The 22,385-nt window shown below is 58.7% G+C and carries 24 protein-coding genes; 6 read left to right on the top strand and 18 right to left on the bottom strand.

Going from position 1 to position 22,385, the window contains the following annotated elements; translation table 11 throughout:
- The first annotated feature begins 5 nt into the window (after positions 1-5).
- Entirely contained in the window at positions 6-239 is a 234-nt protein-coding gene (locus QU660_RS01735; protein WP_304946625.1) for an HPr family phosphocarrier protein, read from the top strand.
- 43 nt (positions 240-282) lie between these two features.
- Here QU660_RS01735 and thiI read toward each other — a convergent pair whose 3' ends face one another.
- The 9 genes from thiI to QU660_RS01690 all read right to left on the bottom strand — a co-directional run bounded on the left by thiI (position 283) and on the right by QU660_RS01690 (position 9,444).
- A complete protein-coding gene (gene thiI / locus QU660_RS01730) occupies positions 283-1,470 on the bottom strand; it encodes a tRNA uracil 4-sulfurtransferase ThiI (RefSeq protein WP_304946624.1) in 1,188 nt (395 codons plus the stop codon).
- Between the two features lie 10 nt (positions 1,471-1,480).
- The gene (locus QU660_RS01725) at positions 1,481-2,632 is read right to left on the bottom strand and encodes a cysteine desulfurase family protein (protein WP_304946623.1); all 1,152 of its coding nucleotides are present in this window, start codon (positions 2,630-2,632) and stop codon (positions 1,481-1,483) included.
- A gap of 3 nt (positions 2,633-2,635) precedes the next feature.
- Positions 2,636-3,382, bottom strand: coding sequence for a 16S rRNA (uracil(1498)-N(3))-methyltransferase (locus QU660_RS01720; protein ID WP_304946622.1), 747 nt, complete (start codon positions 3,380-3,382; stop codon positions 2,636-2,638).
- A 1-nt stretch (position 3,383) separates the two neighbouring features.
- Positions 3,384-4,364 (bottom strand): 50S ribosomal protein L11 methyltransferase, encoded by a 981-nt coding sequence (gene prmA, locus QU660_RS01715; RefSeq protein ID WP_304946621.1) that lies wholly within the window; start codon positions 4,362-4,364, stop codon positions 3,384-3,386.
- A gap of 111 nt (positions 4,365-4,475) precedes the next feature.
- Positions 4,476-5,618 (bottom strand): molecular chaperone DnaJ, encoded by a 1,143-nt coding sequence (gene dnaJ / locus QU660_RS01710; protein ID WP_304946620.1) that lies wholly within the window; start codon positions 5,616-5,618, stop codon positions 4,476-4,478.
- Between the two features lie 59 nt (positions 5,619-5,677).
- The gene (gene dnaK / locus QU660_RS01705; protein ID WP_304946619.1) at positions 5,678-7,525 is read right to left on the bottom strand and encodes a molecular chaperone DnaK; all 1,848 of its coding nucleotides are present in this window, start codon (positions 7,523-7,525) and stop codon (positions 5,678-5,680) included.
- 82 nt (positions 7,526-7,607) lie between these two features.
- Positions 7,608-8,213, bottom strand: coding sequence for a nucleotide exchange factor GrpE (gene grpE / locus QU660_RS01700; protein WP_304946618.1), 606 nt, complete (start codon positions 8,211-8,213; stop codon positions 7,608-7,610).
- Complete coding sequence (gene hrcA / locus QU660_RS01695; protein WP_304946617.1) at positions 8,206-9,246, bottom strand: heat-inducible transcriptional repressor HrcA; 1,041 nt, start codon at positions 9,244-9,246, stop codon at positions 8,206-8,208. The genes grpE and hrcA overlap by 8 nt, the downstream gene beginning before the upstream one ends.
- A 42-nt stretch (positions 9,247-9,288) precedes the next feature.
- Positions 9,289-9,444, bottom strand: a complete 156-nt coding sequence (locus QU660_RS01690) for a hypothetical protein (RefSeq protein WP_304946616.1) — start codon at positions 9,442-9,444, stop codon at positions 9,289-9,291.
- A gap of 128 nt (positions 9,445-9,572) precedes the next feature.
- Between QU660_RS01690 and QU660_RS01685 the strand changes: the two genes are divergently transcribed.
- Together QU660_RS01685 and QU660_RS01680 are read left to right on the top strand one after the other, a co-directional pair.
- Positions 9,573-10,055, top strand: coding sequence for a 3D domain-containing protein (locus tag QU660_RS01685; protein WP_304946615.1), 483 nt, complete (start codon positions 9,573-9,575; stop codon positions 10,053-10,055).
- Between the two features lie 106 nt (positions 10,056-10,161).
- Entirely contained in the window at positions 10,162-10,992 is an 831-nt protein-coding gene (locus QU660_RS01680; protein WP_304946614.1) for a 3D domain-containing protein, read from the top strand.
- 67 nt (positions 10,993-11,059) lie between these two features.
- Here QU660_RS01680 and QU660_RS01670 read toward each other — a convergent pair whose 3' ends face one another.
- On the bottom strand, positions 11,060-12,190 hold the full coding sequence (locus QU660_RS01670) for a pyridoxamine kinase (protein ID WP_330693224.1): 1,131 nt from the start codon (positions 12,188-12,190) through the stop codon (positions 11,060-11,062).
- A 133-nt stretch (positions 12,191-12,323) separates the two neighbouring features.
- Between QU660_RS01670 and QU660_RS01665 the strand changes: the two genes are divergently transcribed.
- Positions 12,324-12,752, top strand: coding sequence for an RrF2 family transcriptional regulator (locus QU660_RS01665; RefSeq protein ID WP_304946613.1), 429 nt, complete (start codon positions 12,324-12,326; stop codon positions 12,750-12,752).
- A 224-nt stretch (positions 12,753-12,976) separates the two neighbouring features.
- Here QU660_RS01665 and cysK read toward each other — a convergent pair whose 3' ends face one another.
- Together cysK and QU660_RS01655 are read right to left on the bottom strand one after the other, a co-directional pair.
- Positions 12,977-13,909, bottom strand: coding sequence for a cysteine synthase A (gene cysK, locus QU660_RS01660; protein WP_304946612.1), 933 nt, complete (start codon positions 13,907-13,909; stop codon positions 12,977-12,979).
- 78 nt (positions 13,910-13,987) lie between these two features.
- Positions 13,988-14,956 carry a carbohydrate kinase family protein gene (locus QU660_RS01655; RefSeq protein WP_304946611.1) on the bottom strand — a complete coding sequence of 323 codons (969 nt, stop codon included), beginning with the start codon at positions 14,954-14,956 and terminating at the stop codon, positions 13,988-13,990.
- Positions 14,957-15,111: 155 nt separating this feature from the next.
- On the opposite strand from QU660_RS01655, the gene QU660_RS01650 reads away from it, so the two are divergent.
- Together QU660_RS01650 and QU660_RS01645 are read left to right on the top strand one after the other, a co-directional pair.
- Positions 15,112-16,494, top strand: a complete 1,383-nt coding sequence (locus tag QU660_RS01650) for an MATE family efflux transporter (RefSeq protein WP_304946610.1) — start codon at positions 15,112-15,114, stop codon at positions 16,492-16,494.
- 37 nt (positions 16,495-16,531) lie between these two features.
- Positions 16,532-17,320 carry a ZIP family metal transporter gene (locus QU660_RS01645; RefSeq protein ID WP_304946609.1) on the top strand — a complete coding sequence of 263 codons (789 nt, stop codon included), beginning with the start codon at positions 16,532-16,534 and terminating at the stop codon, positions 17,318-17,320.
- 18 nt (positions 17,321-17,338) lie between these two features.
- Here QU660_RS01645 and QU660_RS01640 read toward each other — a convergent pair whose 3' ends face one another.
- From QU660_RS01640 to rfbF, 6 genes are read right to left on the bottom strand one after another with little or no spacing between them, the layout of a single operon-like run.
- Positions 17,339-18,337 (bottom strand): GHMP family kinase ATP-binding protein, encoded by a 999-nt coding sequence (locus QU660_RS01640; RefSeq protein ID WP_304946608.1) that lies wholly within the window; start codon positions 18,335-18,337, stop codon positions 17,339-17,341.
- Positions 18,334-19,452, bottom strand: a complete 1,119-nt coding sequence (gene glf, locus QU660_RS01635) for a UDP-galactopyranose mutase (RefSeq protein ID WP_304946607.1) — start codon at positions 19,450-19,452, stop codon at positions 18,334-18,336. Before glf ends, QU660_RS01640 begins: the two co-directional genes overlap by 4 nt.
- A 42-nt stretch (positions 19,453-19,494) precedes the next feature.
- A complete protein-coding gene (locus QU660_RS01630; RefSeq protein ID WP_304946606.1) occupies positions 19,495-19,848 on the bottom strand; it encodes a multidrug ABC transporter in 354 nt (117 codons plus the stop codon).
- A complete protein-coding gene (locus QU660_RS01625; protein WP_304946605.1) occupies positions 19,841-20,206 on the bottom strand; it encodes an EamA family transporter in 366 nt (121 codons plus the stop codon). The genes QU660_RS01630 and QU660_RS01625 overlap by 8 nt, the downstream gene beginning before the upstream one ends.
- On the bottom strand, positions 20,203-21,543 hold the full coding sequence (rfbH, locus tag QU660_RS01620) for a lipopolysaccharide biosynthesis protein RfbH (protein ID WP_304946604.1): 1,341 nt from the start codon (positions 21,541-21,543) through the stop codon (positions 20,203-20,205). The genes QU660_RS01625 and rfbH overlap by 4 nt, the downstream gene beginning before the upstream one ends.
- Before the next feature lie 12 nt (positions 21,544-21,555).
- On the bottom strand, positions 21,556-22,326 hold the full coding sequence (rfbF, locus tag QU660_RS01615; protein WP_304946603.1) for a glucose-1-phosphate cytidylyltransferase: 771 nt from the start codon (positions 22,324-22,326) through the stop codon (positions 21,556-21,558).
- Positions 22,327-22,385 lie beyond the last annotated feature (59 nt).

The following is a 22,385-nucleotide window of genomic DNA, read 5'->3' as shown; positions in this document are numbered from 1 at the left end:
CTGCCATGCAAACTGTCAAGATTTCTTTGGACTCCATCGAAAAGGTGAAGTCCTTCGTCAATACCATTGCCCGCTTCGACGCAGACTTTGATCTCGTGTCCGGCCGCTATGTGATCGACGCGAAGTCGATTATGGGAATCTTCAGCCTGGATCTCTCGAACCCGATTACCCTGAACATCCATGGCAACGAGTCGATGGACACGATTTTAGAGGCGCTTAAGCCCTATATCATTGAGTAATCCCCTTTGAGAAGAGGAAAGCCGCACATATGTGCGGCTTTTTTTATGCCTCGCAGAGCACAAGCTCCTCGGTTTCGAGGGCGGTCTCGACGAGTTCCTCAATCCGCTCGCTGAGTCTCTCCTCAGATTTTTTGATGCGCGAGAGCTCGGGATTCGTGACCGGGTGCTTCGCGACAAAAATGGTGCAGCAGTCCTCATAGGGGAGTATCGAAGTCTCGTAGCTGTCCATCTTCTCCGCGCGCTCTATGATCTCCTGCTTGTCAAAGCCGATCAGCGGGCGGAACACCGGGAGGGTGCAGACTTCGTTGGTCGAGAGCAGGGACGGAACGGTCTGGCTTGCGACCTGCCCTATGCTCTCGCCGGTGACGAGCGCCATTGCGCCGTTCTTCTTCGCGATGCTCTCCGCAATGCGCATCATATAGCGGCGCATAATAATCGTGAGTTCCTCGCGCGGGCACTTCTCGTAAATATAGAGCTGAATGTCCGTGAAGTTCACAATGTGCAGACGCACCGGGCCCGCATAGCGCGCCAGTATGCGCGCCAAATCCACAACCTTCTGCTTCGCGCGCTCCGAGGTATAGGGCGGTGCGTGGAAGTAGGTCGCCTCCAGACAGACGCCGCGCTTTGCGATCATATAGCCCGCAACCGGAGAGTCGATGCCGCCCGATAAGAGCAGCATGGCCTTGCCCGCCGTGCCGACCGGCATGCCGCCGGGGCCGGGGATGGAAAGTGCATAGAGCAGCACACCCTCGTTCCGAATCTCGACATTGAACTTGAGTTCCGGGTTTCTGACATCCACACGCAGATTCGGGCAGGCCTCCAGAATTACACCGCCGAGCGACGCGCTGATTTCCTCCGAAGTGCCGGGATAGGACTTGTCGATGCGCCGCGTAAAGACCTTGAAGCTCTGCTCTGTCCCCGCGCTGATTTCTTTCAGAAAACGCACGGACTCGGCCACAATGGTCTCGTAAGCGCTGTCGTTCAGTCGTATCACCGGGCAGATCGACACCACGCCGAAGACACGCTGCAGGGCAGCGACTGTATCCTCGTAGTCATAGGGCCCCGTCATGTCCACATAGATGCGGCCGTGCTCCTTCACGATATTGAATTCGCAGTCGAGCTTTTTCAGTGCAAAACCGAGCTGACGCACCAGCGCGTCCTCGAATTTATAGCGGTTCTTGCCCTTGACGCCGATCTCGCCGTATTTTACCAAAAAAGACTTATACTCCATCCTCTGTTCCTCACCGTTTGAATTGACGCAGTTTCGACACTGTCTGCCGGAACAGCTCTAAAAATCGCTCTGCCTCTTCCTCGGTATTCTCCGCGGAGAAGCTGAGGCGCACCGTCGAATCCAGGAGTTTCGCCGGAAGTCCTATGCCCTTTAGGGTCGCGGAAATGCCGGGATGATTGGACGAGCAGGCCGAACCGCTCGACACATAGACTCCCTCGGCCTCCAAGGCATGCAGTAAGACCTCCGCGCGCACGCCCTCCACCGAGAGGCTTAGAATCTGCGGTGCCGAGTCCATGCCGGGCGCACTGTTTGCGCGCACGCCCGGGAGCTCCGTAGCGCCCGCAAGGATTCTGTTCTTGACGCGGAGCAGACGCTCCCGTTTTGCTTCAAAGTCCTCATAGGCCGCGCGTGCCGCCTCCGCCATGCCGGCGATGCCGGGCACATTGAGGGTGCCGCTCCGAAGGCCGCCCTGCTGGCCGCCGCCGAAACTCGCGGGTTTCAGCGAGACGCGGCGGTTCACATATAGAAAGCCGACGCCCTTCGGCCCTTCGATTTTATGGCTGCTCACGCTCATCATATCGATGCCGAGGCGCTTCGGGTAAAGTTCGAATTTTCCGTAGGCCTGCACGGCATCCACGTGGAAATAGCAGTCCGGATTCAGGCGGTGAATGAGAGCCGCCGCCTCCGCAATCGGCTGAATTGCACCGATTTCGTTGTTCACATACATGAGGGAGACTAAGATGGTATCCTTCCGTATCGCAGCCTCCAGCGCCGCAAGCGAGATTTTTCCGCTCGCGTCGACCGGCAGCACGGTAAGGGTAAAGCCCTGTTCCTCAAGAAAGCGCATGGACTCGAGCACCGCCGGATGCTCGACCGCGCTCGTGATGAGATGCCGCCCGTAGCCCTTTCTGCTCCGTGCGGTTCCGAGTATCGCTAAGTTATCCGACTCGGTTCCGCCCGAAGTGAAGATGAGTTCCCGCGGCTCGGCCTTCAGGGTCTTTGCGATTTCCTCGGCCGCCGCCTTCAGCTCTTCCTCCGCGCGAAGCCCCGCCAAGTGCAGGGAGGAAGCGTTGCCGTAGTGCTCCCGTGCCACCCGTTCCATTCGCGCCGCGGCGCGCGCGGAGAGGCGCGTCGTCGCCGCATTGTCAAAATATATTTCCATCCGTCAATCTTCCTCTGTCTCTGCCATGACGAGCGAGAGCATGACGAGTCCCGCCGTCTCGGTCCGCAAAATGCGTTTCCCGAGGGTCAGGGCGTGAAAGCCCTGATTCTCGGCCGCCTCGACCTCCGTCTCTTCAAAGCCGCCCTCCGGCCCTATCATCACCGCAATGCGCTGTCCCGCTTTTACGCTCCGTAGCAACTCCCGCGTCGCGGCCATCCCGGACGAACGCTCATAGGGCAGGAGGCAAAGTTCCGTTCCCTCCGCTTCGACCCGTCTCAGTGCCTCTTGAAACGAGAGCGGAAGCGCGACCTCCGGAATCACGGATCTCCCTGCCTGCTTGGCCGCCGCCTCCGCGATGGCCTGCCAGCGCTTCTGCTTGGCCGCCGCCTTCTTTTCGTCGAGTCGCACGACCGAGCGGTGCATCTCGACCGGGACGATCGCCGCCGCGCCGAGTTCCACCGCCTTCTGCACGATGAGTTCCATTTTTTCCGCCTTCGGGAGCCCCTGGTAGAGCGTAATCGAGACCGGGAGTTCCCGGGTCTCCTGCCTTCCTTCGAGCACGCGGAGAGAAACGCTGTCCCGCTCGATTTCCGCAATCTCGCAGAGATATTCCCAGTCGCCGCCCGCATTGACCATGAGCTTTTCGCCGGGCTTCATGCGGAGCACCGATCCTATGTGTCGCACATCACTGCCGAGAATCACGGCGCTGTCCCCGGAGAGCTGCTCCGGGGCGATAAAAAAGTGATACATCTCAGGCCTTTCTCCGCGCCACCACGCTTGACCACTCACCCTGACGGTTTACCTCAAGCACCTCAAAGTGCGGGTTTGCCGCGATGGCCGCGCGCACTTCTTCTTCCTTGTCGTCGATGATGCCGGAGGTGATGAAGATGCCTCCGATTTTTATGTGCTGCCAGACTTCCTTTTCGAGCATCAAAATGACGGGCGCGAGTATGTTCGCGAGCGCTATGTCATAGCGCGCTTCGCCCGCCGCAGCCTGTACCGACGGGTCGTCGATCAGATTGCCGCAGACCACCGTGAAATCCTTCGGATCAAGGTCATTGCTCGAAAGGTTCTCCGCGACCGCTTCGATTGCATTGTCGTCGAGGTCGGTCGCAAAAATCTCCGCTGCCCCGAGTTTCTTCGCCGCGATGCCGAGGATACCGCTGCCCGTTCCCACATCCAACACGCGGATATCGCTTACGCCCGCCGCCTGCATGAGCTTCATGTAGCGGTTCAGGGCTCGGATGCAGAGCTGGGTGGTCTCATGCGCGCCGGTGCCGAAGGCCGTGCCCGGGTCGATCTGGATGCAGGTGAGCCCCGCGCTCTCCGCCGGTACCTGCTCCCAGGTCGGCTTAATCAGGATGTCATCGACCACGAAGGGATGAAAAAAGGTCTTCCAGTTGTTGATCCAGTCTTTGTCCTCGGTGAGGCTCTCCTCGATTCGCGCCTCGCCGAGATCCGTGAACCGAGAGAGTTCCTCGAGTTCTTCCCGAACGCGGCTTAGCATCTCCTCTTCACCGCTGCCCGGCTCCAAGTAAAAGCTCACGCGCGCCGTTCCGTCGTCCGGTGGGAGTTCCGGCAGGATGTCAATGAACATGCCTTTGGTGTCCCGCTCCGAGAGCGGCGCATTGTCCTCGATTTCGATGCCCTCAATGCCGAGTTCCGCGAAGCTTGCGCTCACTAGATCCACTGCCTCTTCTCTGGTATACAGCGTGTACTTTTTCCACCGCATGGGCCTTTTCCCTCCTGAGTTCTCATATCGATTTATCATAGCACAGCCGCCTTTGTTTGTAAAAGCAAGAGCCCGGCGGGGTTTTCACTCCGCCGGGCTCTCCGTTCTCGCTCAGGAGAACAATCCCTTTTTCTTGCCGCCGCCCTGCATGGCTTCGTCGAAGCTCTTCAGTGCCGCGCGCTGCTGCTCGTTTAACTTGGTCGGGACCTCGACCACCAGGGTCACATAGTGATCGCCCCGCACCTTCGGATTCCGGAGCGAGGGCACGCCCTTGCCCGCCAGGCGAACCCGCGTGTCGGTCTGGGTTCCCGCCTTGACCGTGTACTCGACCTCGCCGTCCACCGTGTTGATGCGAATCGTGCCGCCGAGTGCCGCCGTCGCAAAGGAAATCGGCACGGTCGAGAAGATATTGCTCTCCTGGCGCTTAAAGATGGGGTGCGGACTCACAATGCACTCCACCAGGAGGTCGCCGCGCTCGCCGCCGTTCACGCCCGGCTCGCCGCCCTGCGGCATTCTGACCGAAAGGCCGTTGTCGATGCCGGCCGGGATGCTTACCTCGAAGCTCTTCCGGACGCGCTTATAGCCCGTGCCGTTGCAGGACGTGCACTTCTCCTTCACAATCTTGCCGCTGCCGTGACAGTTCGGGCAGACCTGCACATTCTGCATGGTGCCGAAGGCCGTGCGGCTTGTCTTCACAATCTTGCCCTGACCCTTACAGGTGGGGCAGGTCTCGGGCGAGGTACCCGGCTTTGCGCCGCTGCCCTTACAAGTCTCGCACTCTTCCTTATAGTCTATCGTAATCTTCTTCTTGCAGCCGAAAACCGCCTCTTCAAAGCTGAGGCGCACGGTCGCGTGGACATTGGCGCCGCGCATCGGCGCATTTGCCGCGCGCTGCGCGCCCCTGCCGCCGCCGAAAAAGCTGCCGAAGATATCGCCGCCGCCGAAGAGGTCGCCGAAAATATCACCGAAATCGGCCGCATTGCCCTCGTAAAAGCCGCCGCCGCTGCCGCCGCCCATGCGCGGGTCAAAGGCCGCATGTCCGAACTGGTCGTACTGGGCCCGCTTCTTAGGATCGCTCAGAACGGAATAAGCTTCGTTGATCTCCTTAAAAGCCGCCTCCGCCTGCTTGTCGCCGGGATTCGCATCCGGATGATACTTCTTCGCGAGCACCCGATATGCCTTCTTCAGCGCCGCATCGTCCGCGTCCTTTGAAACCCCGAGCACCTCATAATAATCGCGCTTCTGTTCTGCCATCGTGATCCTTTCTCAAACGGGCACGCGAGAGCTGAGCTCCCGCGTGCCGTCCCGTCTTATTATACTTCCTTGAAATCGCCGTCCACGACGCCGTCATCCGGGTTGGAGCCGCCGTTCTCTGCGCCCGCCGAAGCCTGGCTCTGCTGCGCCTGCTCATAGACCTTCTGGAAGAGCTGCTGCGCACTTGCCATCAGCTTCTCCTTGTTCGCCTTGATGTCCGCGACCTGATCGTCGGTCATGGACTCCGCCGGTGCGCGGTTCACCGCCTCCTTGAGTGCGGCGAGGTCTGCCTCGACCGCCGCCTTGTCGCTGTCGCCGATCTTATCGCCGACTTCCTGAATTGCCTTCTCGGTCTGGAAGATGAGGGAGTCCGCATCGTTTCTCTCGTCGATGGCCTCCTTCTTCTTCTTGTCCTGGGCCTCGAACTCGGAAGCCTCTCTGACTGCCTTGTCAATGTCCTCCTGGGACATGTTGGAACCGGAAGTAATCGTGATGTGCTGCTCCTTGCCGGTGCCGAGATCCTTTGCGGAGACGTTCACAATGCCGTTTGCGTCGATGTCAAAGGTGACTTCGATCTGCGGCACGCCTCTTCTCGCCGGGAGAATGCCGTCCAAGCGGAACTGACCGAGGCTCTTGTTGTCGCGCGCAAACTCTCTCTCACCCTGTACCACATGGATGTCCACTGCGGACTGGTTGTCCTCCGCCGTCGAGAACACCTGGCTCTTCTTGGTCGGGATGGTCGTGTTTCTTTCAATCAGCTTGGTTGCGATGCCGCCCATGGTCTCGATCGAGAGGGAGAGCGGGGTGACATCGAGGAGGAGCACATCGCTTGCGCTCGAATCGCCCGCGAGCTTACCGCCCTGTACCGCCGCACCGATTGCGACGCACTCATCCGGGTTCAGGGTCTTCGAGGGCTCCATGCCGGTGAGCTGCTTCACCTTCTCCTGTGCGTTCAGCATACGGGTCGAACCGCCGACCAGAAGAACCTTGCCGAGGTCTGCGTTCGTGATGCCCGCGTCGCGCATTGCGTTCTGCACCGGAATTACGGTGCGCTCAATGAGATCCGCCGTGAGTTCGTCGAACTTCGCGCGGGTCAGGTTCATCGCGAGGTGCTGCGGACCCGCCGCGGTCGCCGTGATGAACGGGAGATTGATCTCCGTCGTGGTTGCGGTCGAGAGTTCCTTCTTCGCCTTCTCCGCAGCCTCCTTGAGTCTCTGAAGAGCCATCTTATCCTGGCCGAGGTCCACACCGACCTCCTTCTTGAACTCGTCAATCATCCAGCGCGTAATCTTCTCGTCGAAGTCATCGCCGCCGAGGTGGGTGTCGCCGTTGGTCGCGAGCACTTCGATGACGCCCTCGCCGATGTCGATGATGGACACGTCGAAGGTGCCGCCGCCGAGGTCGTAGACCATGATCTTCTGCTCTTTGTCGTTGTCAAGGCCGTAAGCGAGTGCCGCCGCCGTCGGCTCGTTGATGATACGCTTTACCTCAAGACCCGCAATCTTACCTGCGTCCTTGGTTGCCTGACGCTGTGCGTCGTTGAAGTACGCCGGAACCGTGATGACTGCCTCGGTAACCTTCTCACCGAGATAGCTCTCCGCATCCGCCTTGAGCTTCTGCAGTATCATTGCGGAAATTTCCTGCGGCGTGTAGCTCTTGCCGTCGATGGTCACCTTGTAGTCCGTACCCATGTGTCTCTTAATCGAAGCAATCGTGCGATCCGCGTTCGTGACCGCCTGGCGCTTTGCCGGCTCACCGACCAAGCGCTCGCCGTTCTTCGTGAAGGCCACGACGGACGGCGTGGTTCTTGCACCCTCGCTGTTCGGAATGACGACGGGCTTACCGCCCTCCATCACCGCAACGCAGCTGTTGGTAGTTCCGAGATCGATACCGATAATCTTACCCATGTTTATTTCCTCCGTGAATCAAATTTGTAGGTGATTGTTCGTTTTTTTTAAAACCGTTTCTTGTGCGCTTTTATCTTTTATTTTAATTCGCAACCTTCACCATGCTGTGGCGAAGGACGCTGTCCTTATAGAGGTAGCCCTTTTGCAATTCCTCCGCGACCACATTCTCGCCGAGTTCTTCATTTTCCTCGTGCATGACCGCGTTGTGGTAGGTCGGGTCGAAGGGCTTGCCTTTCGCGTCGATCGGCTCGACACCCGCCTCCTTCATATTCTTTAAGAGCTGGCGGTATATCATCTCCATGCCCTCGGCATAAGACTTGATGCCGGGATCTTCGCTCTCCGGTGCCTGGGCTACGCTTCGCTCAAAGTTATCGATGACCGGAAGGAGCTTCTCAAGCACCGACTTGGCGCCGAGGTCAAACATCTGCGCCTTTTCGCGCTCGCTCCGCTTCCGGAAATTCTCAAACTCCGCAAGCGTCCGCTTCAGCCGGTCGGTCAGACCTTCGATTTCCGCCTCTGCCGCTTTGTCCGTTTTTTCCTCCGCTTCTTCCTTTACGGGCTCCGAAGCTTCTTCCTCCGCGGCAAGCGCCTCCGCCGCTTCGGCGGCAGCCTTCGCCGCAGCTTCTTCCGGGGTAAGCGTTTGCTCCGCTCTGTCCTCCCGCTCGTGTTTGTGCTTGTTCTTAGCCATCGTCTCCTCCGAAATTCTCATCCATCTCCCGCATTAAATCATGCAGGGTGTTTAACACCTTTTTATAGTCCATGCGCTTCGGTCCCACGATACCTATGGTACCGCGAAGGCCGCTGCCCAAGTCGTAACGCGCCGTCACAATGCTGCAGTCGTTCATCTCCGGTACCGGCGACTCTTCTCCGATAAAGACCTGGATGCTCTCCTGCTCTTCTCCCGCCTGCTCTGCCGCGTCGATCACGATGCGCCTTAAGCGCTTCTTCTGCTCGAAGGTGCTGATGATGCGTTTTGCGCCGCCGCCGTCCGTGAGCTCCGGATAACGGAACACATTGGTCGCGCCGCTCGTGTAAATCTGCAGTTCTTCCTCCTCCGTGAGCATGCGCCGCAGTTCCGTTAAGAGAAAGGCAACCAGCTCCCGGCTTTCTCCGGCATCGCGAAGCAGTTTCTCAAGGACCTCGGCCTCGGCATCCTGCAAACTGACACCGTTTAAACGCGTGTTCAGAAGGATGTTGAGATGCAGAAGCTCGGCATCGCCGATGGCCTGATGCAGCGTCAAAATGCGGTTGCTGATCAAATTTCCCTCGAGTACCAACACGACCAAGAGGCGATTCTCATCCATCTTGGAGAGCTGCAAGAGCTTAATGCGCGCCCGGCTCGTATCGGGGCCGCTGATGACCGCAGCGTAGTTTGTATGATCCGCCGCAATGCGCGCCATGCGTCGAAGCACCGATTCGAGGCGGTCGACCCGCGCGACAAACTGTCGCTTCAAGGCCTGCATCTCGCTGTCCGTCTCCTTCAGGATCTCGTTTACATAGAAGCGATAACCCTGATCGGAGGGGATGCGCCCCGCCGAGGTATGCGGTTGGAGGAGATAGCCCATCTCTTCCAAATCGTACATCTCGTTGCGTATGGTTGCGCTGCTCAGCGTGCAGCCGGGAAGTTTTGAAATCGTGCGGGAGCCCACCGGCTCTCCGGTTTCCATGTAGTTTTTAATCACTGCATTCAGTATCATGATTTTTCGATCATCCAGCTCCATGACTTCCTCCTTCCCGCTGTTAGCACTCATTCGCCTGGAGTGCTAACACCTGCTATCGGTACTATATTCCCTTTGCTCTTTCTTGTCAAGCAAATCAAAAAAAGTTTTTCCGCTATCTTCCCGCAGCCCTTGACGCACCGCTAATGCTCCCTTGCCCGCCTCTGTTTTGTGCACCGCCTCCCTCTTTTTAAACGTCATTTTACCCGGCTTCTCTGCCTTGCCACTTCCTGTCTCCCAGCTTTTTCTTGCTGAAACGGCCCGACCGTGTTATATTGCAGATATATATGTAACATTTTTGTAACATTCCGCGTGAAAGGAGACTTCGCATGCGACTTCATTCCACATTAAGCATACTTGCGCTCAGCGCACTGCTTTCCGTTTCAACGAGTGTTCCCGGCTTTGCCGCCGTGGTCCGCAGCAATGCCGCCGCGAGCAGCCGGGAAAGCGAGAGCGCCGCTCAAAGCGCAAGCGCTGTGATCCAGGCCCCGAGCGAAGAGGCACAGACCGCCGCACCGCTCCCTGCGGTCCGGAACGAAACTTCTCTCGGTGTCTTCAAGACGACCGGTTTCACGAATCCGCGCGGCGAGCGCAGCGCAGACGGCTCGGTACCGCAGGTAGGCCGCACCGTCGCCGCAGACTGGTCCGTACTGCCGCGCGGCAGCAAGATCCGCTTTGCGGGCAGCGACACCATCTATATCGTCGAGGACACGGGCGTCCGCGGCCAGGTTGTCGACGTCTACTACGCGAACACTTCCGAGGCCTGGGCCCACGGCGTTCAGTACCGCGAGGTCTTTCTGATTCTCGAGTAAATGCCCGCTATTTTGAATTTAATTGACAGTTACGGGGTCCTCCGTTTAGAATAAAGCTGTAATTCTTACATAATTCTTAAGAGGATTCGGTACTATGCACAAACATATGAAAGCCATTCAGAGGGCGTGCATCTTTCTTCTGGTCCTGCTCATGCTCCTCGCGCCGCTCAGTGCTCTGGGCGAGTCAAAGAGCGTTCAGCCGGCCGAAGAGACGACCGCCGCGGGCGAGAGCCGGACTTTGCTCTCCGCCGCGCCGACGGACACCCCCTCTGCGAGCGCAGTTTTCTATGACACATCCAACAGCGTGATGGGCGCAGTCCGAAACGCCGATGAAAATCTGAGCGATCAGATCGATGTGCCCGTACTCAATGATGCCTGTGTTGCCGCGCAAAACGCGCTCATTGAGACCAGAACCGCAAAGGATCGCGCCTGGTTAAACCTGAAGAAGGAAGAACAGGCCAAAGCCGAAGCAGCCCGCCTTGCCGCCGAAGAGGCCGCGAGACAGGAGCGTGAGCGCGCGGAAGCGGCATCCCGCGAAGCTGCGAAAAAGGCCGCGAGTACCAAGAGCGGCAAGCAAAGTAAGTCGACCGCTGCGGGAACCCACAGCACAAGCGCCAAGAGCAGCCCGAAGGTGAGCGGCAAAAACGGCAAAAGCCTCGGCGTCTTTAAGCTCACCGCTTACTGCCCCTGCTACGAGTGCTCCAAGGGCTGGGGACGTATGACCAGTTCGGGCAGACTCGCACAGGAAAATCACACGATTGCAACCGATCCCTCGGTGATCCCGGAGGGCACGCGCGTGGTCATCAACGGCACCGTCTATGTCGCCGAGGATACCGGCGGCGGCGTGGTCGGAAAGCACATCGACATCTTCATGGAGAGCCACTCCGCCACGCTGAGCTTCGGCGTGCAGCACGCGGAAGTATTTCTCGCAGATTAAAAAGAATGCAGGGCAATATGCCCTGCATTCTTTTTTTCTGCCTTCCGCGCCTTGCGCCTTTCTCGGTTCAGATTTCCAGCTTGCAGTCGTGGCCGGTCTCGCGGTCTAAAATCACACGCAGCAAGCGGAATACCGTCGCCTCGCCGAGTGCCTCCGCGCTTTCCTCAAAGTGATTCCAGCGAAGGCGTATCTGCTGTCCGTAAGCGTGCTTTCCGAAGCCGCCCCGCAGGATGTCATCGAGGGCGGAGAGATTGTGACCGGTCTTCTCGCTTCCGTCCGTGAGCACACGGTCTATCTCCGCATAGAAGTCCTCGAGACTCGCAATGCGGCTGCCGTCCAGCTCAAAGAGCGGCACGGTGAGCGCCTCGGTGAGCAGCGGAAGCGCAAGCTCGAACTTTACCCCGTACCAGTGCTCTTTGTCATCCTCGGTCGCGCGTATGCTCGCAACCACAAAGCGCGCGGCAAGCTTGCTCGCCTCAAAGGCGCTCTTTCCGCGCATCATGGCTCCGGTAAAGGCCGCCGCAAAGCAGTCTCCCGTCCCGTGGCTGCTCCGCGGCACACGCAGGGTGAAATCATAGCGAAGCTCGCCGCGCGCGCAGTCATAGACCGCGTTGCCGATGCGCCCCGCCTCGTAGGAGATGCCCTTCAGAATCACATGTTTTGCGCCGAGGGCCGCGAGCTTTTTGAGAATTGCCTTCACCTCGCTCTCCTCCCAAAGTCCCTCGTGATAGGGCGTATCGGTGAGGAGGCAGGCCTCCGTTAAGTTCGGGAGGATGTAATCCGCCTCGGCGCAGAGCGCCGCCATCTCCCGCACAAACGCGAGGTCAAAGCCTGTGTAGAGCGCACCGTTATCCGCCATCGCGGGATCCACGATTTTGAGACCGCCCGGGTTCAAAAGCTTTTCCATCATATCTTTGACCAGCGCAATCTGTCGTATGCTCCCCAAATAGCCGGTGTAGACGGCATCGAAGTATATCTTCTCCCGCTCCCACTTCGCCGCAATGCCGGGCATGTCCTCGGTCAGATCGCGAAAGGTAAAGCCGTGGAAATCGGCACCGGTGTGGTTCGAGAGCACAGCCGAAGGAAGAATGCAGGCCTCCACGCCGCAGGCCGAGATGATGGGCTGTGCCACCGTGAGCGAGCACTGCCCCACACAGGAAATATCTTGAATGGTCAAAATCCTCTTGTAAGCTGTCATGCAAACGCCTCCTTTACTGGATTTGCAGGCAGTATAGCATAAGATAAGTTCAAATAACAGCTTGCAAAGCATTAAACCCCGTAGTAGTATGGGTTTATATGTTAAAGAGAAATGAAGCGAGAGGAGCCTTTTTATGATGATATCTACCCGTGGTCGCTATGCGCTCCGTGTCATGATCGATCTTGCCGAGCACGTCGGTGCTTCCTATATTCCCCTGAAAGACATTGCCGAGCGGCAGCAGATCTCCGAAAAATACCTGGAGTCCATTGTGAAAGTGCTGGTCAGAAACGGCCTGCTCGATGCCCTGCGCGGGAAGGGCGGCGGTTACCGCTTAAACCGTGCCCCCGCGGAATACACGGTCGGCAATATACTGCGCCTCACCGAGGGCAATTTAGCCCCGGTCTCCTGTCTCGAGGAAGAGGCCTCCTGCGAGCGCGCCGCCTCCTGTCGCACCCTGCCCATGTGGCAGGAACTGGATCGTCTTGTCAACAAATTCTTTGACGGCTACACGCTCGCGGATCTCGCCGCGCCCGATCTCGCCGGCAATGACTTTGTCATCTGAGAGCTACGCCCCCCTCACGCCTCCGCGCTTCCTGTCGCGGGGGCGTTTTTTCGATCTACGCGCCGTATGCCGCAAACCAATGTCTTACCGTTCCGAAAGAGAGCTCATTGTCTTTTTGTCCTATCACGCACAATCCCCGGCATTATCCTCTTGTCACGCCAAAAAGGAGCCGTGCTGCCAAAAAACAGGCAGCACGACTCCTTTTACTTTACTTCGATTTCGAATCAATCCTGGAAGAGCGGCGAAGAGAGATAGCGGTCGCCGGAATCCGGCAGAAGCACCACGATGGTCTTTCCCTCTGCCTCCTTGCGCTTTGCGAGCTGCAAGGCCGCATACAGCGCCGCGCCGGAAGAGATGCCGGTCAGCACGCCCTCGGCTCTGCCGATCTCGCGGCCCACACGGAAGGCATCCTCGTTCGAGACCTGAATCACCTCGTCGTAGATATCCTTGTCCAGGGTATCCGGCACAAAACCCGCACCGAGGCCCTGAATCTTATGCGGGCCCGGCTGTCCGCCCGAAAGCACCGGAGAAGCCTCCGGCTCCACGGCAATCAGCTTGACGCCCGGCTTTTTGCTGCGGAGGTAACGGCCCACACCGCTCAGCGTGCCGCCCGTGCCGACACCGGAGACAAAGTAATCCACTTCGCCGTCCGTGTCCTCCCAAATCTCGGGACCGGTGGTCTTCTCGTGTGCCGCCGGATTTGCCGGATTCACGAACTGTCCCGGAATAAAGCTGTGCGGAATCTCCTTCGCGAGTTCCTCCGCCTTCGCCATTGCGCCCTTCATGCCCTTCGCGCCTTCGGTCAGCACAAGTTCCGCGCCGTAGGCCTTCATGAGATTTCTGCGCTCCACACTCATGGTATCCGGCATCACGATGATGATGCGGTAGCCTCTCGCCGCCGCGACCGAGGCAAGGCCTATGCCGGTATTGCCGGAGGTCGGCTCAATGATGACCGAGTCCTTGGTCAGGACGCCGCGCGCCTCGGCATCGTCCAGCATGCCGCGGGCAATTCTGTCCTTCACCGAACCCGCCGGGTTCAGGTACTCGAGCTTTGCGAGAATGCGCGCCTTGACGCCTTCCTTCGCCTCAATGTGAGAAAGTTCCAAGAGCGGAGTGCCGCCGATTAACTGATCTGCGGAAGTATAAATCTTTGACATGCGTAAGCCTTCCTTTCGTCTTTGTCTATGCGGCTATCTTACGCCCTTAAAACATATAAGTCAAGTGGGTTTAAGGATTTATTGCTGTCCGAGTCTTGCAACCCGCGCCGCAATGTCCTCGCGGCTCGGAATGCTCGCAATGCCGCCGGAGCGCTCGGTCGATAGACTCGCCGCGGTCGAGGCGAAGGTACCGATTTCCTGAAGCGCCGCGGAATCGAGCTCCAACACATCCTTGCCGCTCTCCAGAACGCAAGCGAGTGCGGTGCCGCCGAAAATATCACCGGCGCCCGTCGTGTCGATCGGCGAGACCTGCGGCCCCGCGCAGTAAGCGGAAGCGCCGCTCCGGCTCTTTAAATAGCAGCCCTTCGGCCCGAGCGTCACCATGGCGAGCTTCACGCCGTAGACGTTCAGGAGCTTCTCGGCGCCCTCCTCCGGCGTGCAGCTCCAGAGGAAATCCACCTCCTCGTCGCTGATTTTTACGATGTCCGCCTGCGAGAGTGCCCAGAGCATCTCCCGTCTCGCATCCTCCGGTTCTTTCCAAAGCGGCAGGCGGAGGTTCGGATCGCAGGTGATGAGCTTGCCCTTTGCCTTCGCATAGGCCACCGCCGCCCGCGTCGCCGAGCGCACCGGCTCGTCGGTCAGCGAGAGCGTGCCGAAGTGGAAGGCCTTGGCCTGATCGATCAGCGAAAGCTTGATTTCCTCGAAGCGAAGCTGCGTGTCCGCGCCCGGCTTTCTGGCGAAACTGAAGGCGCGGTCACCCTCTCGGTTAAAGGTCACAAAAGCGAGGGTCGTAAAGCACTCTTCGTCCTGCACGAGGCCGCTCACATCAATGCCGCAGCGCTCCAAGGTTCCGAGCAGCATCACGCCGAAGGCATCCACGCCGACTTTTCCGAGTATCGCCGTGCTGTGCCCGAGATTGCGGAGCGCCGCGAGAAAATTGGCCGGCGCGCCGCCCGCATGTGCCGCCATGGTAGGATAGCCTTCCACATCTTTGGATTTTTGCGCAAAATCAATCAACACTTCTCCGAGTGCCACAACTTCTGCCATGTGCAACCTCCTGTCGTTTCGCCGCGTGCGCGGCATTTTCTTTGATAAGGAAAGTATAACATACCTAAGGCTTTCCTGCCTTGCGCGATTCTTACAATACTGCTAAACTATAGACATTTTCGCACTCAAATCCTCAGGAAAGGAAGGTTTTCACGATGGAAACGACTAAAGCGACGCAAACAGAGAATAAGATGGGCACCATGCCGGTCGGAAAACTCATCTTCTCGATGTCCGTTCCCATGATGATCTCCATGATCGTCCAGGCCCTCTACAACATTGTGGACTCTGTCTTTGTCTCCATGATCAGCGAGGACGCACTCGCAGCCGTGAGCCTCGCCTTTCCGCTGCAGTCGCTGATGATTGCCTTCAGCACCGGCATCGGTGTCGGCATCAACTCCCAGCTGTCCCGCGCCCTCGGCGAAAAGAAGCCGCAGCGCGCCAACCGGATTGCGGCGAGCGGCGTCATCTTAGAGCTCTTCTTCACCCTGCTCTTTGTTCTGACCGGCCTCTTTCTCGCCGTCCCCTTTTTCCGCGCGCAGACCGCCGATGCAAGCATCTTCTCCCAGGGTGTACTCTACACGCGCATTGTCTGCTGCGGTTCGCTCGGCATCTTCATGGAAATTACCTTCGAACGCTTTCTGCAGTCGACCGGCCGCACCACGCTCTCTATGATGTCGCAACTCTCAGGCGCGGTCTTTAACATCGTCATGGACCCTGTGCTGATTTTCGGCCTCTTCGGTCTCCCGAAGCTCGGCATTGCCGGCGCGGCCCTCGCGACCGTGCTCGGCCAGTGCCTCTCCGCGCTGATTGCGATTTGCTTAAACCAGCGGAAAAACCCGGAAGTGAGCCTGAAACTCTCGTCCTTCGGCTTTCATCCCGAACTCCTTGCTCGCATCCTCGCGGTCGGCATTCCCTCGACCATCATGCAGGCGCTGAGTTCCTTCATGGTCTATTCGATGAACCGGATTCTGATCGGTTTCAGTTCCACCGCGACCGCCATACTCGGTGTCTACTTCAAGGTCTCGAGCCTCATTTTCATGCCGCTCTACGGCCTTAACAACGGCACGGTGCCCATACTCGCCTATAACTACGGTGCTGGCCATAAGCGCCGCATCGAGCACACCCTGCGCTTTTCGACCCTGACGGCGCTCGGCTTTATGCTTGTGGGACTGCTGCTCTTTGAACTCCTGCCGGCCTTCTTTTTCCGGCTCTTCAACGCCTCGGAGGAGATGCTGACCCTCGGCATTCCGGCCTTTCGCATCATAGGCCTCTGCCTGCCCTTCGTCGGTTTCTCGATTTCCACGAGTTCCGCCTTTCAGGCGCTCGGCAAGGGTTTTTACAGCATGGCGGCTTCGATCGGCCGTCAGCTTGTCTTCCTTCTGCCCGCCGCCTACCTTCTCGCCGCGACCGGCGAACTCCGGAATGTCTGGTGGTCCATTGTCATTGCGGAGGGGGCGGGCCTCTTTGTGAGTCTCTATTTCCTGCTCCGCATTCTGCGCCTCCTCATCGCCCCGCTTCCGGACGACGGCGTGCGCTGAAGGACATGTTCTTTTTTGATTTGAAAGGATATCCGCTATGCTGCAACAAAGCCTCATCGGGATACTGATTCCCTTCCTCGGCACCACCCTCGGCGCCGCTGCCGTCTTCTTTCTCCGGGAGAATCTGAGCCGCAACCTTCAGCGCGCCCTCACCGGCTTTGCCGCAGGCGTCATGGTCGCGGCTTCGATCTGGAGTCTTTTGATCCCCGCGCTCGAGCAGAGCGAGGAGAGCGGGTTCGGGCACTTTTCCTTCCTCCCGGCCGTCATAGGCCTTTGGATCGGCACCCTCTTTTTGCTTCTCCTCGACAAACTGATTCCCCACCTTCACCTCCACGCGGAGAAGGCCGAGGGACGCAAGAGTAGCATTTCAAAGACCGCCATGCTGCTGCTTGCCGTGACCATCCACAACATCCCGGAGGGCATGGCGGTCGGCATCGTCTTTGCCGGTTTCTTAAGCGGCAGCGCGCACATCTCGGCAAGCGCCGCACTCGCGCTCTCCCTCGGCATCGCAATTCAGAACTTCCCCGAGGGAGCCATCATCTCGCTCCCGCTGCTCTCCGCGGGAAGCACGAAGCCGCGCGCCTTCCTCTACGGCCTGCTCTCCGGCATCGTGGAACCGCTTGCTGCCCTCCTCATGTTTGCCGCGGCGGAACTTCTGGTTCCCGCCATGCCCTATCTCCTGAGCTTTGCGGCCGGTGCCATGCTCTACGTGGTCGTCGAGGAGTTGATCCCCGAAATGTCGGAAGGAGAGCACTCCGACATCGGTGTGCTCTCCTTCGCGCTCGGCTTTACCCTCATGATGGCGCTCGATGTGGCCCTCGGCTGAGAATAAGCCGCCTGTATTTTATTTTGCGACATAGCTCTCCGGCTCATAGAAAATGACCGTCGTGCCGCCGTTCTCAAAGCTGAACGGCACATGGAGGAGGGACGAGAGCGCCGCATGCACCGCGTCCTGTTTGTCCTTCTCCACATAGAATAAGAGAAAGCCGCCGCCGCCCGCGCCGAGAAGTTTCCCGCCGAGCGCGCCGGCTTTTTTTGCGTCCGCATAGAGGCGATCGATCGAATCCGTCGAGATCTTTGTGCTCACGCCGCGCTTTAACGCCCAACTCGCGTCGAGCATGCGCCCAAACTCGTTTAAGTCGCTCTCCTTGTGGAGCAGTATCTTCTCCGCCTCGTCGACCATGGCCCCCATTTCCCGGAGCACCGCGGTCTTATCCGAGAGGGCACGCTTGGTGTCCTGCTGTATGTCCGAGGAGAAGCGCGAAAAGCCCGTGAAAAAGAGCATGAGGTTCTCGTTCAGCGCGCGCTTCCGCTCCGCGCTCACAATGACGGGACTCACGCGGTAGCCGTCCGCGTCAAAGCGTATCACATTGAGGCCGCCGAAGGAGGCCGCAATCTGGTCCTGCCAGCCGCCCGCCTCCCGGCAGAGCTCGCGCTCCAGGTAAATCGCCTCGTCCGCGAGTTTTTTCTTGTCCGCGTACTTGCCCTTCAGCGCATAGAAGGCATTTAACATCCCGACCGCAAAACTGGAGCTCGTGCCGAGTCCCGAGCGCGCCGGAAGATCCGCCTCGTAGGTTAAACGCAGTTCGTGCATATCGAGGAACTTCATGGCCTCCCGCACCGCCGGGTGCTCCAGGTCTTCGACCCGGGTCACGCGCTCCAGCTTCGAGTACGAGAGCTCCGTGCTGTAGTCGAAAAAGGGCGGCAAGTGGCGCACATTGACATAGCAGTACTTGTCAAAGGTAGTCGAGAGCACCGCGCCGCCGTGCTCTCTGAAAAATTCGGGCATATCGGTTCCGCCGCCGAAAAAGGACATGCGAAACGGGGTTCTCGTGATGATCATGCTTCTTCTCCCACCGGAAGGCCCAAGGCGCGCGCCTTTTCCATTGCGCTCTCAATCACCTTGTCCATGTCGTAGTAGCGGTATTCGCCGAGACGGCCGCCGAAAATCACGGGTTCGCGCTCGCCGCGTTCCCGGTACAGGGCATAGCGCGCCTGGTTCTTCTCGTTGTTCACCGGGTAGTAGGGCTCCATGCCGGGCTTCCAGTCCGAGGGGTACTCCCGGGTGATCACGGTCTTCGGCTGGGTGCCGAAGACAAAGTGCTTGTGCTCGATGATGCGGGTGTAGGGAATTTCCCGCTCCGTGTAGTTCACGACCGCGCAGCCCTGGTAGTTCTCCGTGTCAAGGGTCTCGGTCTCAAAGCGGAGCGAGCGGTACTCGAGCGCACCGAGCTCATAGTCGAAATAGGCGTCGATCGGCCCGGTGTAGACCACGGTCTTTGCGCGCGCGTTCCAGCCCGCCTTGTCCGCAAGATAGTCCGTGTTCAGAAGAATCTCCGCCTTGCCGAAGAGCTTTTGAATCAGCGTGTCATAGCCCTCCTCCGGAATGCCCTGGTAGCGGTCGTTAAAGTAGTTGTTGTCGTAGGTGAGGCGCACCGGCAGTCTGCGAATGATGAAGGCCGGGAGTTCCGTGCAGGCCTGCCCCCACTGCTTCTCCGTGTAGCCCTTGATGAGCTTCTCGTAGACATCCCGTCCGACCAGCGAAATCGCCTGCTCCTCGAGATTTTTCGGCTCGCCCTTGATCTCCGCACGCTGCTCGTTCAGGATGGCAAGCGCCTCCTCGGGCGTGCGTATATTCCACATGCGCGCAAAGGTGTTCATGTTGAAGGGAAGGTTATACATCTCCCCCTTGTAGTTTGCGACCGGCGAATTCGTAAAGCGGTTCATGGTCACAAAGCGGTTCACAAAGTTCCAGACCTCGGGGTTCGAAGTGTGGAAGATGTGCGCGCCGTAGCGGTGCACCTCTATGCCCTCAACCGTATCGCAGTGGATGTTGCCGCCGATGTGCGCGCGTTTTTCCAGCACGAGGCAGCTCTTTCCGGCGCGCTCCGCCGCATGGGCAAAGACCGCGGAATAGAGTCCCGCGCCGACCAGGAGATAATCGTATTTTTCCTGCATGGTCTCACTTTCCTCCTTGATTCAAACGGTGCAAGCCCTGCTTCAGCCCGCGAGCGTGAAGAGGACGATGCCGCCGAGTATCAGCGCGAGCGCAAACAGCTTTCGCGCCGTGACGCGCTCGCCGAAAAAGAACGCGCCGAATACCAACATGTAGAGATAGGCGCTCGCCTCCAGGATGGGGCCGAGACTTAAGGGAATGCGCCGGTAGGCAATCACGTCGATGAAAGTCGCAAGAAAAAAGAGCGCGTAGGCGAAGATAACCTGCGGATTCAGGTACTCCCGCCACACGCTGTCATACTGCCGCATTGCCGCCTTTTTTAAGAGCACCTGCGAGAGCGCTGCGAGCAGCACCGCCCCGAGAAAAATCGCGAGGTGCAAAAAGGGAAAGTCATTCATGCCTTCCCTCCCCTTCCGGCAGCGCATAGAGCACAATGCCGGCAACAATCAGCGCCGCGCCGAAGAGTTTCGGGGCGCTCACCCGCTCCCCGAAAAAAAGACTTCCGAAAATCAGCCCCCAGATGACGGTCGCCGCCTTATTCATATATGCGGTCGAGAGCGGCAGGCGCTTGATGATCTGCTGCCAAAACACGGCATAGAGCCCCAAAATCAAAATGACAGCCCCGTAAAACAGAAGCCAGCCCCGACTCGCGACCGGATAGGAGGCCGCTTTTTTCGAGCAGAGCGCCGAGAGGCTGTAAAAGAGCACCAAAGCGTGCAGGGCGAGATAAATCCCGCCCTTCTTCGCTCTCATCATTGATTCAGCCCCTCCAGAATCACCGAGGCCATATAGTCTATCATCTCCGCCGTCATGCCCGGATAAACCCCGACCCAGAAGGTGTCGCGCATGATGCGGTCGGTCTCCTTCAGTTCTCCCACAATGCGGTAGCCCTCTCCGCTTGCCCGAAGCTCGTCAAAGCAGGGGTGCTTGGTCAGGTTGCCGGCAAAGAGCATGCGGGTCTGCACGCCCTTCTGCTCGATGAAGCGAACCAGCTGTTCGCGGGACACGCCCTCGCGGCAGGTTAAGAGGAAGCCGAACCAGCTCGGATCCGCATTCTCACAGGGCTCCGGAAGAATCAGCTTGTCCTCTGCGGGTGTGAGCGCCGCGCGGAGGCGCTTAAAGTTCTCCTTGCGCCGCTCCACAAAGTGCGGGAACTTCTCAAGCTGTGCGCAGCCTATGCTCGCCTGCAAATCCGTCACCTTTAAATTATAGCCGAAGTGCGAGTAGACGTACTTGTGGTCATAGCCCCGCGGAAGTTCGCCGTACTGCCCGTCGAAGCGGTGCTGACAGATGTTGTCCACACCCGAGGGGCAGCGGCAGTCTCTGCCCCAGTCGCGCATGGAGCGGAGTATGTTGTGCAGGACCACGTTCTTTGTGTAGACCGCTCCGCCCTCACCCATGGTCATGTGGTGCGGCGGGTAGAAGCTCGAGGTGCCGATGTCGCCTATGGTTCCCGTGAAGCGGGTCTCGCCGTCCAGGGTATAGCGGCTGCCGAGCGCATCGCAGTTGTCCTCGATGAGCCAGAGGCCGTGCGCATCGCAGAAGCGCTTCACCGCCTTTAAGTCAAAGGGGTTGCCGAGCGTGTGCGCAATCATCACAGCCTTGGTCTTCTCGGAGAGCGCTGCCTCAAGCTTGGTCACATCGATGTTGTACTGCGGAATGCAGACATCCACAAAGACCGGAATCGCGCCGTACTGGATGATGGGCGTGACCGTGGTCGGGAAGCCGCAGGCCACGGTGATGACCTCATCGCCCCGCTTCACCCGACGCTCGCCGAGCTTCGGGGAGGTCAGCGCCATGAAGGCGAGGAGGTTCGCACTCGAACCCGAGTTCACGAGCGACACATAGGGGACACCCAGGTACTCGCCGAGCTTCTTCTCAAAGAGATCGCTGTAGCGACCGGAGGTCAGCCAGAACTCCAAGACGGCATCCGCCGCATTCACCATCTCCTTGTGGTCGTAGACACGGGACGCGTAGGAAATGCGGTCGCCCGGCTGAAAGGGCTTTTTCTTCTCGCGGTAGCGCTCCGCATACTCTTCCACGAGCGCCAGTATCTCCTTACGCGCCTCTGCTTCTGTCTTATCTTCAAACATGCAAGTTTCTCCTTACCATCGCTTCCAGGGTGCGTTTCCGCTCTCCCAGAGCTCTTCTAACTTATTCTTTTCCCGCTGCGTATCCATGCACTGCCAGAAGCCCCGGTGGTAGTAGCCCACCAACTCCCGGTCGCTGCAGAGCTTCCGGAACGGGTCCTGCTCGAGCACGGTATCATCGCCCGCGATGTAATCGAAAATGCCCGGCTCACAGACCATGAAGCCGCCGTTGATCACAGCGCCGTCGCTGTCATCCTTCTCGCGGAAGGAGTGAATTTCGCCGCCCTCGCCGACATCGAGCACGCCCTTCGCCTGCCCTATGTTCACCATGGTCAGAGTCGCGATGCGCTTCTTCTCCCGGTGGAAGGCAATCAAGGCATCGAGATCCACATCCGACACGCCGTCTCCGTAAGTCAGGAGGAAGGGCTCGTCGCCGACATAGTCCCGAATGCGCTTCACGCGGCCGCCGGTCATGGTGTGCAGACCGGTGTCGATCAGCGTCACCTTCCAGGGCTCCGCGTGCTTCCGTAAGACCTCCATGCTGTTGTTCGCGAGATCGAAGGTCACATCCGAAGTGTGCAGGAAATAGTCCGCAAAATATTCCTTGACCACATACTGCTTGTAGCCGAGGCAAATCACAAAGTCGTGAAAACCGTAGGAGGAATAGTATTTCATAATATGCCAGAGTATGGGCTGTCCGCCGATCTCAATCATGGGCTTGGGCCTTAAATAGCTTTCCTCCGTGATTCTGGTGCCGAAACCGCCGGCCAGAATGACTACCTTCATCGTAGTTCCTCCCTGTTCAAGACATGTACCGCTATCTTAACGCATTTTTGAAAACTTTT

This window comes from Stomatobaculum sp. F0698, from assembly GCF_030644385.1.
Lineage (GTDB): Bacteria > Bacillota > Clostridia > Lachnospirales > Lachnospiraceae > Moryella.
The sequence above is the reverse complement of the archived record's forward strand: the minus strand, read 5'-3'. Positions and strand labels throughout refer to the sequence as shown.